The organism is Massilia violaceinigra, from assembly GCF_002752675.1.
Taxonomy (GTDB): domain Bacteria; phylum Pseudomonadota; class Gammaproteobacteria; order Burkholderiales; family Burkholderiaceae_D; genus Telluria_A; species Telluria_A violaceinigra.
This window is the reverse complement of sequence record NZ_CP024608.1, coordinates 2,757,257-2,774,016: the sequence shown is the minus strand read 5'-3', so window position 1 is coordinate 2,774,016 and position 16,760 is coordinate 2,757,257. Positions and strand designations below refer to the sequence as shown.

The following is a 16,760-nucleotide window of genomic DNA, read 5'->3' as shown; positions in this document are numbered from 1 at the left end:
CGCCGCCGTCATGCCGCCGCTCCCGCATCCGCCAGCCCATTCCGATAAGCGCCCGAGGCGATATCGGCCGCCCATTGGCGGTGCTCCAGGTACCAGCGCACCGTATTGGCGATCCCGCTGCCGAACGTCTCGGCCGGGACCCAGCCCAATTCACGCCGCAGCTTGCCGGCATCGACCGCATAACGCCGGTCGTGGCCCGGGCGGTCCGCCACATACGCGATCTGGCTGCGATAACTAGCCGCGCTGGCCGCCCGCGGCAGCGCGGCGTCGAGCAGATCGCACAGGGTGTGTATCACATCGATATTTTTCATTTCATTGCAGCCGCCGACGTTATACACCTCGCCCGGCCGCCCGGACGCCAGAATGCGGCGCAGCGCCGCACAATGGTCGCCCACATACAGCCAGTCGCGCACCTGCTGCCCGTCGCCGTACACGGGCAGCGGCTTTCCGGCCAGCGCATTGGCAATCATCAGCGGAATCAGCTTTTCGGGGAACTGGTAGGGACCATAGTTGTTCGAGCAATTGCTGGTCAGGGTCGGCAAGCCGTAGGTGTGATGGCAGGCCCGCACCAGATGGTCCGACGCCGCCTTGGAAGCCGCATACGGGCTGTTTGGCGCATACGCGGTGCGCTCGGTAAACGCCGGGTCGCCCGGACCGAGGGTGCCATACACTTCATCGGTCGACACGTGCAGGAAGCGAAACGCGCTTTTTTGCGCGCTGGCCAGATCCTGCCAATACGCGCGCGCCGCCTCGAGCAGCGCAAAGGTGCCATTGATATTGGTGGCGATGAAGTCCCCCGGGGCGTCGATCGAGCGGTCCACATGGCTCTCGGCGGCGAAATGGACCAGCGCGCGCGGGCGGTGCCGCTCCAGCAGCTGCGCCACCAGCGCGCGGTTGCCGATATTGCCCTGCACGAACAGGTGGCGCGGGTCGTCCTTGAGCCGCGCGAGATTATTCAGATTGCCTGCATACGTCAGCTTATCGAGATTCAATACCGGCTCGTCGCCAAGCGCGAGCCAGTCGAGGATGAAATTGGATCCGATAAAACCGGCACCACCGGTTACAAAAATCATTTAGTATCCGCGGAGGTCGGAAATTTGAAACCACGATTTTATGTGAAACCCGCCAGTACTGGAATTGAATTGTTAAGAACTTACGTAATTGGCGACCTGCAAGGGTGCGCCCACGAAGCCGCCGTCCTTCTCAAACGGATCGAGGAAGATGCGGCGGGCCGGGCGCGCGTGCTATTCGTGGGTGACCTGATCAACCGCGGCCCAGCCTCGCTCGACGCCCTGCGCCAGGTGGCGGCGCTGGCGCGCGCCAGCGGCGGCAAGAGCGACGCCCTGCTCGGCAACCACGATCTGCACCTGCTGGCCGTCGCCGCGGGCGCGCAAAAAATGTCGAAGTCCGATACGCTTAGCGCCATCCTGGCCGCGCCCGAGCGCGATGACTTGATCGACTGGCTGCGTCATCGCCCGCTGGCGATGATGGCCGAAGGCCACCTGCTGGTGCATGCCGGCGTGGCGCCCCAGTGGGATGCGGCGCAGACCATGGCGCTGGCGGCGGAAGTCGAAGCGGTGCTGCGCGGGCCCGGCTGGATCGATTTTTTGCGCGACATGTACGGCAACGAGCCGGCGCGCTGGGACGATTCGCTCACTGGCCTGGCGCGCCTGCGCTGCATCGTCAACGCGCTCACGCGCATGCGCCTGTGCGCGCCGGACGGCACCATGGACTTCAAGGAAAAGGAAAGCGCGGGCGCGCCGCCGGGGTCAGGCTTGCTGCCGTGGTTCGACGTGCCTGGCCGCCGCAGCGCCGGCACCCCGGTGGTGTTCGGCCACTGGTCGGCCCTCGGCCTGTTGCTGCGCCCGGACGTCATCGGCCTCGATAGCGGCTGCGTGTGGGGCGGCAAACTGACGGCGCTGTGCCTGAACGACCGCAGCCTGCTGCAGGTCGACTGCCCCGAGTACAAGCAGCCCGGCAAACAAAAGGCCTAACGGCCGACGATTTCCTGGGACAGCGCCGCGCCCACCGCGGCATGCGCGGCGGCGCACACGTCGCGCCGGTGCGCGCCGGCGGCATTGATCGGCTCAGAGCAAACCAGGCGAGCGAATACCGGTGGACCGGACAGAATCGCCACCATGCTCTGGGCGAAAGTCATATCGCCGATAAATTCGATTGATGGGTGCAGCAGCCGCTGTGTATCGTCCATGTAGCACACCGCATACGGCTGCACCATTACCTTGGCGTCCACCGCCGCCTCGAACAGATTGGCATGGAACGGCATCAGGCTGCCCTGCTGCGCCGTGGTCCCTTCGGGGAAGAAGGCGACACGCTCGCCCTGCTCCAGCTTGAGCACCAGGCCCTTGAAAATCTGGCGCAGGTCGCGCCGGTTGCCGCGCGCGAGAAATACCGTGCCGGCCTTATCCGCCAGCCAGCCGAGCACCGGCCACTCGCGGATTTCCGACTTGGCCACGAAGCGGCACGGGTACAGCGCGTTGATCACGAAGATATCGAGCCACGAGACGTGATTGGCCACCACCATCGCGTGCGCCAGCGCCGGCACGCCGGTCGACGGCATCACAGTCACGCCACAGATGCTCACCAGACGGCGCGACCAGCTCTGGGTCACGCGGTCGCGCAGCCGGTGACTGGCCCACGGGAACACGAATGCGCACGCGGACAGGCCGGTCAACAGATGGAAAAACACGCGGCACAGCCGGAAATAGAGCTTGATCTTCACATGACACCAAAGGAACGGAAATGCCGGTTGCATGCGGCGTTATGCGCCGCATGCCACTTTAAGTGCTAAACCTGGCGCTGAAACGCGATGCGTCCGCCCACGATGGTCGCCTTGACCTGCCCGGCCAGTTCGTAGCCGAGGAAAGGCGTGTGCTTGCCCTGGCTGGCCAGCGCCGACGCTTCGACCGTCCAGCGCGCGGCCGGATCGAACACCACCACATCGGCGGCAGCGCCTGGCGCAAGCTGGCCCACCGTCAGGCCGGCGATGCGTGCCGCATCGGTCGTGATCTTGGCGATGGCGCGCGACAGCGGGGAGCTTGACCCGGCAGCGCCGTGCTGCATGCCGGCGTAATCGTCGGCCCACTTGATCGCCAGCGACAGCAGCAGTTCCAGCCCGGTGGCGCCGGGGGACGCTTCGCCGAACGGCAGCAGCTTCTCGTCGTCGTCGACCGGGGTGTGGTCGGAGCAGATCGCGTCGATGGTGCCGTCGTACAGGGCGGCGCGGATCGCATCGCGGTCGCGCTGGCTGCGAAACGGCGGCGTGACGCGCGCGTTGGAATCGAAAAAACCGATGTCGGCGTCGGTCATGTGCACATGGTGCACCGCCACGTCGCAGGTGACCGGCAAGCCTTCCTTCTTGGCCGCCTTCACCAGCTCCAGGCCGGCGGCGGACGACATGCGGCACAGGTGCACGCGCGCGCCGGTGGCGCGCACCAGTTCGAACACAGTGTGCAGCGCGATCGTCTCGGACATGACCGGCACCCCGGCCAGGCCAAGGCGCGACGCCAGCGGCCCGCTGTGGGCGATGCCGCCGCGACCGATGTGCGCATCCTGCGGACGCACCCACACGGTGAAGCCGAAGGTTTTGGCGTACTGCAGGGCGCGCAGCAGCACCGTGGTGTCTTCGATGACTTCCTCGGCCTGCGAAAAGCCGATGCAGCCCGCTTCCGTCAATTCCATCATTTCCGTCAGCGCCTTGCCCTTCAGGCCCATGGTCAGCGCGCCCAGCGGGTGCACGTGCGCCTGCTGCAGTTTGCCGGCGCGGTACTTGAGCATTTCGACCAGGCCCGGTTCGTCCAGCACCGGATCGGTATCGGGCGGGCAAATCAGGCTGGTCACGCCGCCCTGCATCGCCGCCTGCATCTCGGACTTGAGGGTAGCCTTGTATTCGTAACCCGGTTCGCGCAGGCGCGCCGACAGGTCGACCAGGCCGGGAGCGACCACCAGGCCGGTGGCGTCGATGCTGTTGCCGGCATTGAATCCGGCCGGGGCGCTGCCGGTCGAAGCGACCTTGCCGTCGATGATAAACAAATCCGTTACTGCGTCGATGCCGTTGGCCGGGTCGATCAGGCGCCCGTTCTTGATATGAAGATGGTTGTTCACGTTCACCCTTGCGCTCCTGCCAGAATACTCATTACCGCCATCCGTACCGCGATCCCGAACGTCACCTGCGGCAAAATCACCGCCTGCGCGCCATCGGCCACCGCCGAATCGATTTCCACGCCCCGGTTCATCGGGCCCGGATGCATCACGATCGCATCGGGCTTGGCCAGCGCCAGGCGCTCGGGCGTGAGGCCGTAGCTCTTGAAATACTCCTGCGCCGACGGCAGCAGCGCGCCGCTCATGCGTTCGTTCTGCAGGCGCAGCATGATGATCACGTCGACGTCTTTCAGGCCCTCGTCCATGTTGGTGAACACGCGCACGCCCATCTGTTCCAGCCCGCCCGGCAGCAAGGTATGCGGGCCGATGGCGCGCACTTCCGGCACGCCCAGGGTGGTCAGGGCATGGATGTCGGAACGCGCCACGCGGCTGTGCAGGATGTCGCCCACGATGGCCACGCGCAGGTTGGTGAAGTCCTTCTTGTAGTGGCGGATCGTGTACATGTCGAGCAAGCCCTGGGTCGGGTGCGCGTGGCGGCCATCGCCCGCGTTGACCACGTGGACGTGCGACTGCTTCGTATCGATCAGGTGCTTGGCGATCAGGTAGGGCGCGCCCGACTGCGCATGGCGCACCACGAACATATCGGCGTGCATGGCCGACAGATTGTCGATGGTGTCGAGCAGCGACTCGCCCTTGCTGGCCGACGACGCCTGGATATTGAGGTTGATGACGTCGGCCGAGAGGCGCTTGGACGCGATCTCGAAGGTGGTGCGGGTGCGCGTGGAGTTCTCGAAGAACAGGTTGAACACGCTCTTGCCGCGCATGAGCGGCACCTTCTTCACTTCACGGTCGGAGATGCCGACAAAGCTCGACGCCGTGTCGAGGATATGATTGACGATCGATTTGGGCAGCCCTTCGATGCTTAACAGGTGCTGCAGTTCGCCATTTTTATTCAGTTGCGGATTAAGCATGGTCTTCTTCTATGGTGAGCGAAAATTGCCCGTCGCCGGCACGCGCCAGCGCGAGCGACTGATTGGCTTCCAGCGCGACCGAGGTGGCGACGAAATCGGCCGCCACCGGCAGCTCGCGCCCGCCGCGGTCGGCCAACGCCGCCAGCATGATGCGCGCCGGACGGCCATAGTCGAACAGCACATTGATGGCCGCGCGCGTGGTGCGCCCGGTGTACAGCACGTCGTCCACCAGCACGATGTGAGCGCGGTCGACGTTGAACAGGATGTGGGTCGGCTTTACGTCCGGATGCAGGCCCTTCTTGGCAAAGTCGTCGCGGTAAAACGAGACGTCGATGAAGCCCAGGCGGTCCTTCAGGCCCAGATCGGCCGCGAGGCGTTCGGCCAGCCAGGCGCCGCCCGAGTGAATGCCGATGATCGCCGCGTCCTGCACCCCGTGCAAGCCGTCGCGCACCTGGCCGAGCAGCGTCTGGTACAGCGCCTCGGCGTCGAACTGCTTAGTTGTTGTTGGCATGGTCGTCAAAGTATTGTTGCAAAATGATGGAGGCGGCTTGGTCATCGATGATCTGGCCGCGTTTGGCGTGAATCACGGCCGACGAATAGCGTTCGTCGACCAGGGTGACCGGCAGGTTGAAGCGCCCGTGCAGCTGGTTGGCGAAGCGGCGGCAGCGCAGCGTCATGTCGTGTTCCGTGCCGTCGGGATGGCGCGGTTCGCCCACCACCAGGCGGGCCGGGGCCCAGGCGGCAATCAGGTCGCCGATCTGCTTGAAGCGGGCCGCGTTGTCGATGGCGTTGACCACCGCGAGCGGCTGCGCCTGACCGGTCAGGGTGTTCCCCATCGCTATCCCAATACGCTTGATGCCGAAATCGAAGCCGAATACGAGTTCAATCGCCGCTTCAGCCACGCGCGCAGTTCCCGTGGTGCTGGTCAAGCATGGCCGGCCTCGGAGGCGAGCATCAGCGGGTCGATGCCAAGCAGTTTAATGGCGGCGTTGTAGCGCTCCTCGATCGGCAGGTCGAACAGCACGTGGGCGTCGGCGCCCACCGTCAGCCAGCCATTGCGGCCGATTTCATCTTCCAGCTGGCCCGGGCTCCAGCCGGCGTAGCCGATGGAGACCAGCAGGCGCTGGGGGCCGTCGCCGTTGGCCACCGCTTCGAGCACGTCGATCGAGGTGGTGAAGGCCACGTCCTCGGTCACCGTCAGCGACGATGAATAGCGCGCGCCGGGCGTGTGCAGCACGAAGCCGCGGTCGTCCTGCACCGGGCCGCCGAACATGATCGGTTCGTTGACGACGGCCGTGCGCAGGCCGTCGGCCAGTTTCAGGTCGATGCGCTCGAACAGCACTTCCATGGTCATGTCGGTCGGCTTGTTGATGACGACACCAAGCACGCCTTTGTCGTTGTGCTCGCAGATGTAGACCACGGTGCCGCCGAAAATCGGGTCCTGCATCGATGGCATCGCTATCAGGAAATGATTTGCCAGGTTCAAGGTGGACGCCGATGCCATGGCATTGCCCTCGTCGAGACGAACCTCGTCGTCCTGCGACATGCCGGGCACGGGCAGAGTTTTGCCGATTTTGCTTTTCTTCATACGCGTCACTCTCTCTGCTCGCTCTCTGATGTTTACTGCTAGTATCCGGGCTTGCAAACGATGGAATTTTCGATAGTTTACACTGATTTGCGGCCTCCACCACCGGAAGCGCCATCACGCGCGCAGCTAACTGCGATGGTAGCCGATAATTCCCCTTCCCTTCTTGACACCGAACACCATCATGACATTGAGTAAATCGCTCGTCTGGTTCCGCCGCGATTTGCGCGCCTTCGATCACGCCGCATTGCATCATGCGCTAACGTCGTCGAACAGCGTTTATTGCGCGGTCATTTACGATAACACAATCCTCGATAGTTTACCGCGAGCCGACCGCCGGGTCGAGTTCATTCATGCCAGCCTGGCCGAACTCGATGCGGAATTGCGTCAATTGGGCGGCTATCTGATCGTACGCCATGCCGACGCGGCGCAGGCAATTCCAACACTTGCCGCGCAATTGGGCGTGGACGCGGTCTTCGTCAACGGCGACTACGAGCCGCAGGCGATCGCGCGCGATGCGGCCGTGGCGAACCGCCTGGAGGCCGAGGGCCGGCGCTTTTTCAGCTACAAGGACCAGGTCATTTTCGAGAAAAGCGAGGTGCTCACGCTGGCGGGGCAGAACTTCTCGGTGTTCACGCCATACAAGAACGCCTGGCTCAAACGCATGGCGGCCGAACCGGATTGCGTGGTGCCGTATTCGGTCGAGCCGCATGCGGCGCGCCTTGCGCCTCCGGTGGACGATGCGCCCTTGCCGACGCTGCGCGAGATCGGTTTCGAGCCGACCAATCTGTCGGCCTTGTCGATCCCCACCGGCATGAGCGGTGCGGCGCAGCTGTTCGAGGACTTCATAGGGCGCATTGCCGATTACGGCGAGGCGCGCAACTACCCTGCGGTCAAGGGGCCGTCGTATCTGTCGGTGCATCTGCGCTTCGGCACCCTGTCGTTGCGCCATCTGGTGCGCACGGTGACGGAGCTGATTGCGCGCGGGGCTGGCGGCGAAGGCGCGCCGGTGTGGCTGTCGGAACTGATCTGGCGCGATTTCTACGCCATGATTCTGTTTAACCATCCGCACGTCGTCGAACGCGCGTTCAAGCCGGCCTACGATGCGATCGCGTTCGAAACCGGGCCCGAGGCCGACGAGGCGTTCGCCGCGTGGTGCGAGGGGCGTACCGGCTATCCGCTGGTCGATGCGGCCATGGCGCAGTTGAACCAGACCGGCTACATGCATAACCGCCTGCGCATGGTCACGGCCTGTTTTCTGATCAAGGACCTGGGCATCGACTGGCGCCGCGGAGAAGCGTATTTTGCGCTGCATCTGAACGACTACGATCTGTCGTCGAACAATGGGGGATGGCAGTGGGCGTCGTCGTCGGGATGCGATGCGCAGCCCTATTTCAGGATTTTTAATCCGGTGACGCAGTCCGAGAGGTTCGACGCGAAGGGGAAGTTCATCCGGCGTTATCTGCCGCAGCTCGATGGGTTGTCGGACAAGGAGATTCACGCGCCGTGGACCGTGCCGCCGATCGTGCTGGCGCAGAAGAAGGTCGTGCTGGGGAAGGATTATCCGGCGCCGATTGTCAGGCATGACGAGGCGCGGGCGAAGACGCTGGAGCGGTATGCGGTGGTGAAGGCGGGATAACTGCAGCCACCGTCGTTCCCGCGCAGGCGGGAACCCAAGTTTCGTGTTCCACCCGAGACTACAGAGAGGGAACTTGGGTTCCCGCCGAGTGCCGCCTTGGCGCGGGAACGACGGGCTGGTGGCGGAACGGCGGCTTGTAGGGTAACGAAATAAAAAACGCCCTTCACCAATCGAATGGTGCAGGGCGTTTTTGTTTGTGCCGCCTACCGCTTAATGCGCTACCGGCATCTCGCGATTGAGCAAACCGGCAATCGCCGCCAGCAGCATATCTTCCTGGAACGGCTTACCGAAGTAGGCATTCACACCCAGATCCAGCGCGTAGTTGCGGTGCTTGTCCGCGGTACGCGAGGTGATCATGATGATCGGGATCTCGTTGGTGCCGCTGTTACCGCGAATATTGCGCGTCAAATCGAAACCATCCATGCGCGGCATCTCGATATCGACCAGCATCAGGTGCGGCACCGTCTCTTGCAGATGTTCGAGCGCATCGACGCCGTCCTTGGCCAGCACCACCTGGTAACCCTCGCGCTCCAGCAAACGCTGGGTCACTTTGCGCACGGTCAGCGAATCGTCGACCACCATGATGACAAAGTCGGCTGCACGCGTCTCAGGCACCGCCGCCGTCGTTTCCACGACAATGCGCTGGCGCATTTGCGGATGATGGTCGAGGTGATGCGACAAGGCCACCGGATTAAGAATCAGCACGATATCGCCCGAGCCGAGCACCGTCGCACCGGAAATGCCGATCATGCGGGACAACTGCGGTCCGATATTCTTAATAACGACCTCGCGGTTACCCTGGATATCGTCAACCTGCACCGCCAGGCGGTCGGCGCCGCTCTTGAGCACCATCACCGGGCAGGAACGCTGCGACAGCGGACGCGCTTCGGCATCGCCCAGCAAAGTCGGCAGATAATGCAGCGCCACCTTCTGGCCCTGGAACTCCACGAAACCTTCGGCGTGCGCGGCGTTGACGGCCGCTTCTTTCATCTGCAGTACCTGCTCCACCAGAATCGACGGCAGTGCAAACGTCTTGGAACCGCTGGTGGTCAGCACGACCTGGGTGACCGCAAGCGTCAGCGGCAGGTGAATCGTGAAGCGCGCGCCCTTGCCTGCCTCGGTGGCAATCGCCACCCGGCCGCCAAGCGCTTGCGCTTGCGAGCGCACCACGTCCATACCCACGCCGCGGCCGGCCAGTTCGGTCAGCGCATCGGCGGTCGAGAAGCCCGGTTCGAAAATCAGGTCGGCCGCTTCGGCGTCGGTGACGATGGCATTCGGCGCCAGCAGCCCGTTTTCACGTGCCTTGGTGCGAATACGCGACAGGTCCAGACCTGCGCCGTCATCGTTGAACTGGATGACCACCTCGTTACCCTGCTGGCTGACCTGGATCAGCAGCTCGCCCGTTTCGGCCTTGCCGGCCGCACCACGGCGTGCACGCGATTCGATACCGTGCACGATGGCGTTACGCAGCAAGTGCTCGAACGGTGCCGCCATCTGCTCCAGAACGCTGCGGTCGATTTCGACCGTGCCACCCCGGATATCCAGATTGACCCGTTTGTCGATTTCTTTCGCCGTCTGGCGCGCCACGCGGAACAGACGCTCCGACAGGCTGGCAAACTGCACCATCCGCACCCGCATCAGATCCTGCTGCAGATCGCGCGTCAGGCGCGACTGCACGTTCAAGTCGTCGGTGGCGCCGTCGACCGTGCGCGTCAGGCTTTCGTGGAACGACGCAACGTCGTTCACCGATTCGGCCATCATCCGCGTCAGTTCCTGCAGACGGGTAAAGCGGTCGAATTCGAGCGGATCGAATTCGCGTTCGCTGGAAATCGACATACGCGACGAAATCTGCGATTCCGCCTGCATCTCGACTTCGCGCAGCTGGCGACGCAAGCGTCCCAGATTGTCCGAGAAGTCGCTCAGCGAGGCCTTCAGGGTCGAGACCTGGCTTTCCAGCTTCGAACGCGTGATCGACACTTCACCGGCCTGGTTGACCAGGCGGTCCAGAATGTCGGCACGCACACGCACCAGCGGCGTACGGGTCTGGGCGGCGTGAGCATCGTCCACGCTGCCGGCGGCCGCCGCAGCCAGGCCTGGCACCGGCACGACGCCGAGGGCAGGCTGCTGCAATTGTTCGAACAGCAAAAGCGCGTGATCGTAGTTGGCCATCAGTTCGTCGAACGCGGCTGGCGTCGACGTTCCGGCGTGGACCATGTTCTCGATCTGCGTTTCGATCTCGTGGGTGTGCTGACCGAGGCGCATCGCACCGGCCATCCGTGCACTGCCCTTGACCGTGTGCAGCGTACGCAGAAGCTGCTGTACCGGGGTGGTATCGGACGGATTCTGCTGCCACTTGCGCAGGTTGTTGCCGATTTCCGGCAACAGGTCGGTACCCTCTTCCAGGAACACTGGCAGCAGGTCGACGTCAAGGTCATCGGCGAAGGCCGTTTCGGCCACCGCAGGCGCGGCTGGCGTATCCGATTCCGGCTGCAACAACGCTTCGAGCAGCGGTACATGCGCCGTCATCGGCTGCATCGGCACGACTGCTGCCGGTTCCGCTTCGACGACCGGCTCGGCTTCGAGCACGGCTTCTTCGATCACCGGCTCTTCGACCACCGGCTCTGCTTCAAGCACAGCTTCTTCGGCCACTGGCTCTTCAACCAGCAGTTCGGCTTCAAGCGCAGCTTCTTCGATCAGCTGCTCTTCAAGCACTGGCTCGGCTTCAAGCACAGGTTCTTCGGCCGCTGGCTCTTCAACCAGCAGTTCGGCTTCAAGCGCAGCTTCTTCGATCAGCTGCTCTTCAAGCACTGGCTCGGCTTCAAGGACCAGATCTTCGGCCACCGGTTCGGCTTCGATCACGGCTTCGGCTTCGATCACCGGCTCGTCGAACACCGGTTCGGCTTCGATCACCGGCTCGGCTTCGAGCAATGCATCCTGGTGTTCCTGCACCACCGGCTGCGCCGGTTCCGGATTGTCCAGCAGCGGCACATCGAACGGGTCTTCCTCGCCGAACAGGGCGTCGATCGCGTCGACTTCCGGCTCGGACGGGGTCTGCGCCACGGCCGATTCGCGTTCCGGCATCACTGGCGGCTCTGCCACCAGGCTGTCGAGCGTATCGGCAAACAGGCCATCGAGACGGCGTGCCAGGTCTTCGTCGGCACCCGCGAACACGGCAGCCGCTTCCTGGGCCGCGAGCTGCTCGCGCAAGACGTGCAGGCGTGCCACCAGATCCGGCTCGGCCGGCGCCAGTTCGCCGAGCGCGAAGCGCTGCAGCATCTGGCGTACGCGGTCGATGGTTTCGTCGAGCAGGTCGCGCTGGGCATCGTCGAAGACCGGCGCGGGGCTCTTGAGCACCATCTCGACTTCGTAGGCGATTTCGCGCAGGGCGTGGAAGCCCACCGTGGCCGACGTGCCGGCCAGGGTATGCGCGGCTTTTTCGGCTTCCGGCGTGACCTGGCGCTGCGGCTCGTGACGCCATTCGGCGAAGTCCTGGCTCAGCAGGCGAACCAGTTCGTCAGTCTCGGCGAGGTAAATGTTATACAGCGGCAGCGGGATTTCGAGTTCGCCAATGCGCTTGGTGTTGTCGTCGGCCGCAGCCAGCGTGCCCGGTACCGGGAAGTCGATGACATTGCCCGGCGCCGCGCTCTCCGTTGCCGGCAGGGCGATGATGTCGTCCAGGATCATCGGCTCGAAGGAGTCGTCGATCGCGAAGTGTTCGTCGTGATGCTCGTCCACCGGCGTTGCTGCCTGCACCGGCTCGTCGGCCATGGCCGGCGTGGCCTCGGCCGGCGCGGCATCCATGGAGAAGGCTTCGCCATGCTGCACGCGTTCGGCGGCGGCGACCAGCGCTTCGCTGGTGCGCTGCGAGCTGCCGGTGGTAGCGAGCTGCTCGACCCAGACGGTCATGTCGGCGGTGGCGCGGGTGAGCAGTGCCAGCAGAGTGGCGTCAGCCGCGCGTTCTTCCGACAACCACAGGTTCATCACTTTTTCGACGGCGGCGGCGCCTTCGGCGAAATTGTTCAGGCCGACCATGCGGCCGCTGCCCTTGAGCGTGTGGAAGGAGCGCCGCAACATCGTCAGCGTTTCCATATTGGTCGGCATGCTTTGCGCCGCCGGCAGGGTCGAGCCGACAAACGCCAGCACTTCCTGCGCTTCGGAGATAAAGATTTCGAGCAGTTCGGCTTCGATTTCGTCGTCGCCCGGCGGTGCGGGTGCTGCCACCACCACCGGCGCCTTGATTTGTTCTTCGACCTCCACCGGCGCCGCTGGCGCAGGCGCCTCGGCTACTGGTGCGGCCTCGATCTCGAGCACCGGTTCCTGGTCGAACTGCGATTCGCCGTGCGCCGGTTTTTCGAACGGTACGGCGCGCAGCATGCCGTCGTTGCTGTCGAAGGTGAAGCGCTCGCGCGCCTCGTCGACGTTCTTGGCCAGCATGTCGACAAAAAAGCCCAGCGCGCCGACGTTTTGCGCGATGTTCTGCAGCGACGCGGCTTCGAGTTCGGGATTGCCTTCGGCCGCGGCGAGCGTGCGTACCGCATCCTTGACGTGCAGGGCGGCGCGCATCGCGTCTTCCTGGTCGAGGATGGCGACGGCGCCCTGCAGCTGGTGCAGTACCGGATCGATCTGGGCCAGGGTGGCGCGCTTGCTGGTGTCGGAGTAGTAATCGTCGAGGACTTTTTCGACCTGGCGCAAGCCGTTTTTCATTTCGGCGGCCAGCACGGCGACGGTTTGCTCGTGCTGGATGCGGCGCGACAGGTCGCCCTGCCATTGCGGCGCTTCCGGCGGCGTTTCGCCGGCGCCGATCGCCAGCAGACGCGCGCCGATGACTTCAGCGTGGGCGTCGAAATCGTCCGGCAACTGGCGGATCTTGTCGAGGCTGTTCTCGATGAACAGCATGGCGGTGGCCATTTCGAGACTGAAGACGCTGTTGCGCTTGGAGGCGGCGGAATCTTTGGTCACGCGCACCATCTGCTGCTGCAGGCGCGCCAGCGCCGGGGCGCCCAGCTTGTCGCCTGCCTCGGCCAGGGTGGCCAGCAGTTCTTCAAATTCGGTTTCCAGCGCCGGCAGCGGTTCGACCGAGAGCCGGTCCCAGTTGCTCTTGGCCTTGGCCAGCGCTTCCTTGGCGGTCTTGAGCGCCTCGGCGTCGATGCGGCCGTAGCGGCGCGTATCGTAATCGGCCGGCACCATGCCGTCCAGATGATAGGCGCGGCGCAGGGCCAGCGCCGTCGGCGGCGGATTCGGTACGGCGGCCATGAAGAACAGGGCGTCGCGCAGCATCGTTTCGGGCAGGCTGACCTGGCCTTGCGAGAGGCGGCGGATCTGCAGATTGATCAGGCCAAAGAGCTGTTTGACATACAGGTCGCTGGCCAGATGGCCTTCGGCCACCAGTTCGGCAAAGCCCTGCATCGCCATCCAGAACGTGCGCGGCAAGGGCTGGTCCTGGGCGTCGGCCACATGGGCGATCGCTTCGAGCAGCACTTGCGCGTGCTGACGCTGGCCCGCCTGGTCGGCGCTTTTCAGGAACGGCAGCAGCGCTTTTTCAAAGCGCGTGCGGCAGGCCGCGTAGTCCGGCGCGCTGTCGGGCGCCACGTGGCGCTTGAGCGACACCGGCGCCGACAGGTCGGCGAAAAACAGGTCGGCCGGGTGAATCCGGTCGGCGCCCAGCATTTCCTTGAGCGCGCGGTAATAAGGGAACAGGCGCGCCGGCTGCTGTGGCGCGCCCGAAAGCAGTTCTTCGAGATACTCGATCACCGCCTGGTAAGCGTGGGCGATGACTTGCGCGCGCTCGGGCGTGCAGTCGAGCAGGCCATCCTTGAAGCGGTCCAGCGCGTTCTCCGCGGCCTCGGTCATGGCGCCGGCGCCATCGACATCGACCATCTGCAAGGCGCCGTGCGCCTGGTGCAGATAGGCTTTCGCATGCTTGAGCGAACTTGCCTGGGCTTCCGCCGTATGCTCCGCCGCCTCTGCCAGCGCGGTATTGGAGCGGCCCAGCGCATCGCGGATCTCGCTCATGACCCAGGACAGCGGTCCTGTGTCGAACTGCGGTACGTGCGAATTGTCAGTAGTGGTCATGCTTACCTTGATAAATCAACCGGGTTCTCAAGCCACCACGCGGAAGCGCGATACCGAGTTTTTCAGTTCCTGCGCCAGCAGCGACAGCTGGCGAATCGATTGTGCGGTTTGCTGGGTACCGTCCTGGGTGTTTTCCGTCACCGACAGGATGTGCTGAATGTTGTGCGCCACATCGTTCGCCGATGTCGCCTGCAGCTCCGTCGCAAACGAAATGCCCTGAATCAGTTCCGCAAGGCGGTTCGAAACGCGCGAAATGTCGGACAGTGCGGCACCCGCAGCATCGGACAGCCTGGCTCCCTCGACCACACCCTGCGTCGATTTTTCCATAGCGGCCACCGCGTCGTGGGTATCGGTCTGAATGGTACGCACCAGCGCGCCGATCTGTTTTGCCGCTTCCGCCGAACGTTCCGCCAGTCGCTGAACCTCTTCCGCAACCACCGAGAAGCCGCGTCCCGCTTCGCCGGCCGATGCCGCCTGAATCGCCGCGTTCAGCGCCAGTACGTTGGTCTGTTCGGTAATGTCGGAAATCAGTTCCGTGATCTCGCCAATCTCCTGGGACGATTCGCCCAGTCGCTTGATTCGTTTCGAGGTTTCCTGGATCTGCTCGCGGATCTCGTGCATACCCTTGATCGAATTTTCCACCGCCGTCGAACCTTGCAATGCCGCCGCAACCGACTGGCGCGCAACCTCTGCCGATTCATTCGCCGACTTCGATACGTCGGTAATTTCGTTCGCCATTTTCAGAACCGTCTCGGACGCTTCCTGAATCTCGCGCGACTGCTGCTCGGTCGCCGCCAGCAGGTCGGTCGAAATGTTCTGTGCGTTGGTCGATGCCGAGGTAACCTGCTCCGCCGTCGTCGTCACGCGTTCCACCAGACCGCGCAGCTCTTCCACCGTGTAGTTCACCGAGTCGGCAATCGCGCCGGTGATGTCTTCCGACACCGTTGCGTGCACGGTCAAGTCACCATCGGCCACTTCTTGAAGTTCGTTCATCAGGCGCAAAATAGCGGCCTGATTCTGGTCGTTGGTCGCTTTCGCTTCTTCTTCCTTCGACTGCGCCAGCTGGCGCATCGATTCCGCTTCCTGGCGACGCACATCGGCGCCGCGGGCACGGGTACGGGAGTCTTGCAGCATGACGCGGGCGATACTGACGCCGACGCCCAAGGTGAACATGGTGGCCAGGGCCATCACCCAGAACCAGACGTTGTTCGAATCCTGCTCGGTACGAAAGCCCACCTGCACCTTGGTCAGCAGCGCCTTGACTTCTTCGTTCTCGTAGAAGATCGACTGTTCGGCGCCCTTGGCGGCCGTGAATTTCGGCAGGTTGTCGAGGATCGAGGCCACCAGTTTCTGGTAGGTGTCGAACTTCGATTTGATCAGTTCGAGCTTGACGCGCAGTTCCGCGTCTTTCGTAGCCGAGAGCTGCATCGTCTCGTTCCCGTTCAGGAAGCCTTCGACCGTGGTACGGAAGGTCGTGGTGTCGCGGCCCAGCTGGAACGCGGTTTCGGAACGGATACCGCCGGAGGTCAGGAATTCACTGGCGCTGCGCGAGAGGCGCTGGGTCAGCATCATCAGGCGCCCGATGGCAGCCAGTTCGCGTGGCGTGCCGCCGCGCTGCACTTTTTCGTTGAGCAGTTCTTCGGTCATCGACAACAGCTCTGGCGAGAGGGTGTCGAGCTGGCGCAGGGTCTTTTCAAAACCGGTCAGTTCCGGCTTCATGCGCAAGATGGTGCCTGCCGAATTGTCGGAGGTAACCCACTTGAGCTTCGCAGCGGCGATCAGCTTGTTCATGCTGGCCGGTGGCGTCGGCAGCTGCACGCCGCCGATCTTGCCGCCGCGCTGGAGCGCGTTCAGGTCGGCCGTCAGTTGGGCGCGGCTCTGCTCGAGCTGCACGAACGCTTCCTGGTTACCCTGAATCGCGTTAGGCGCCGCTTTACCGATACGCTGGGAGTGCATCAGCGCGTCGGACGCGATCTGCGTCTGGGCCGAAGCGTCGGAGCTACTGGCCGCGTTGCGCCACAACGCCACCACGGTCACCAGAATGCCGGCCACGAACACCATCAGCAAAATACGCAGCTGGCGCGGCAGCGACAGGTGGCCGATCAGCGGCAGGCGCGCTTCGCTACCGCCGTCGTCGTCGTCGCCGCCTCGCTTGCGGCCCATGATGTTAGCCAGGCGCAGCTCGTCGTGCTGATCGAGTTCGGCGCGCAGACTGTCGTCCACCACGTTCTGCGCAGGCGCGCTGTCGTCCTTGTTCAAGGCCGCAGCCTCGAGATCGGGACCGAATTCTGTATCCGGTACCGGCTCACCCTTTGGGGTACTCTTCCATGCAAATCCCATTCCAGCTCCCAGTTTCTTAAGGTATGGCCACTTC

At 63.9% G+C, this 16,760-nt stretch carries 11 protein-coding genes; 2 read left to right on the top strand and 9 right to left on the bottom strand.

Annotation, left to right across the window (positions count from 1 at the left end; translation table 11 throughout):
- Positions 1–8 precede the first annotated feature (8 nt).
- Entirely contained in the window at positions 9–1,073 is a 1,065-nt protein-coding gene (rfbB, locus tag CR152_RS12640; RefSeq protein WP_099875218.1) for a dTDP-glucose 4,6-dehydratase, read from the bottom strand.
- A 69-nt stretch (positions 1,074–1,142) separates the two neighbouring features.
- On the opposite strand from rfbB, the gene CR152_RS12635 reads away from it, so the two are divergent.
- Positions 1,143–1,994 (top strand): symmetrical bis(5'-nucleosyl)-tetraphosphatase, encoded by an 852-nt coding sequence (locus CR152_RS12635; RefSeq protein WP_099875217.1) that lies wholly within the window; start codon positions 1,143–1,145, stop codon positions 1,992–1,994.
- On the opposite strand, the gene CR152_RS12630 is transcribed toward CR152_RS12635, so the two are convergent.
- The 6 genes from CR152_RS12630 to CR152_RS12605 form a co-directional block, all read right to left on the bottom strand.
- Entirely contained in the window at positions 1,991–2,740 is a 750-nt protein-coding gene (locus tag CR152_RS12630; RefSeq protein ID WP_229413367.1) for a lysophospholipid acyltransferase family protein, read from the bottom strand. The genes CR152_RS12635 and CR152_RS12630 overlap by 4 nt on opposite strands.
- Positions 2,741–2,805: 65 nt before the next feature.
- Positions 2,806–4,122 carry a dihydroorotase gene (locus tag CR152_RS12625; protein WP_099882270.1) on the bottom strand — a complete coding sequence of 439 codons (1,317 nt, stop codon included), beginning with the start codon at positions 4,120–4,122 and terminating at the stop codon, positions 2,806–2,808.
- Between the two features lie 2 nt (positions 4,123–4,124).
- Complete coding sequence (locus CR152_RS12620; RefSeq protein ID WP_099875215.1) at positions 4,125–5,090, bottom strand: aspartate carbamoyltransferase catalytic subunit; 966 nt, start codon at positions 5,088–5,090, stop codon at positions 4,125–4,127.
- The gene (gene pyrR / locus CR152_RS12615) at positions 5,083–5,601 is read right to left on the bottom strand and encodes a bifunctional pyr operon transcriptional regulator/uracil phosphoribosyltransferase PyrR (protein ID WP_099875214.1); all 519 of its coding nucleotides are present in this window, start codon (positions 5,599–5,601) and stop codon (positions 5,083–5,085) included. The genes CR152_RS12620 and pyrR overlap by 8 nt, the downstream gene beginning before the upstream one ends.
- Positions 5,585–5,926, bottom strand: a complete 342-nt coding sequence (gene ruvX, locus CR152_RS12610) for a Holliday junction resolvase RuvX (protein ID WP_229413812.1) — start codon at positions 5,924–5,926, stop codon at positions 5,585–5,587. Before ruvX ends, pyrR begins: the two co-directional genes overlap by 17 nt.
- A gap of 89 nt (positions 5,927–6,015) precedes the next feature.
- Positions 6,016–6,678 (bottom strand): YqgE/AlgH family protein, encoded by a 663-nt coding sequence (locus CR152_RS12605; RefSeq protein WP_099875213.1) that lies wholly within the window; start codon positions 6,676–6,678, stop codon positions 6,016–6,018.
- A gap of 181 nt (positions 6,679–6,859) precedes the next feature.
- On the opposite strand from CR152_RS12605, the gene CR152_RS12600 reads away from it, so the two are divergent.
- Complete coding sequence (locus CR152_RS12600; RefSeq protein WP_099875212.1) at positions 6,860–8,314, top strand: cryptochrome/photolyase family protein; 1,455 nt, start codon at positions 6,860–6,862, stop codon at positions 8,312–8,314.
- Positions 8,315–8,524: 210 nt separating this feature from the next.
- Here the strand turns inward: CR152_RS12600 and CR152_RS12595 are convergent, their stop codons facing one another.
- Positions 8,525–14,386: a hybrid sensor histidine kinase/response regulator gene (locus CR152_RS12595; protein ID WP_099875211.1), complete on the bottom strand. Its 5,862-nt coding sequence runs from the start codon at positions 14,384–14,386 to the stop codon at positions 8,525–8,527.
- Between the two features lie 27 nt (positions 14,387–14,413).
- Positions 14,414–16,726 (bottom strand): methyl-accepting chemotaxis protein, encoded by a 2,313-nt coding sequence (locus CR152_RS12590; RefSeq protein ID WP_229413366.1) that lies wholly within the window; start codon positions 16,724–16,726, stop codon positions 14,414–14,416.
- Between the last annotated feature and the right edge of the window lie 34 nt (positions 16,727–16,760).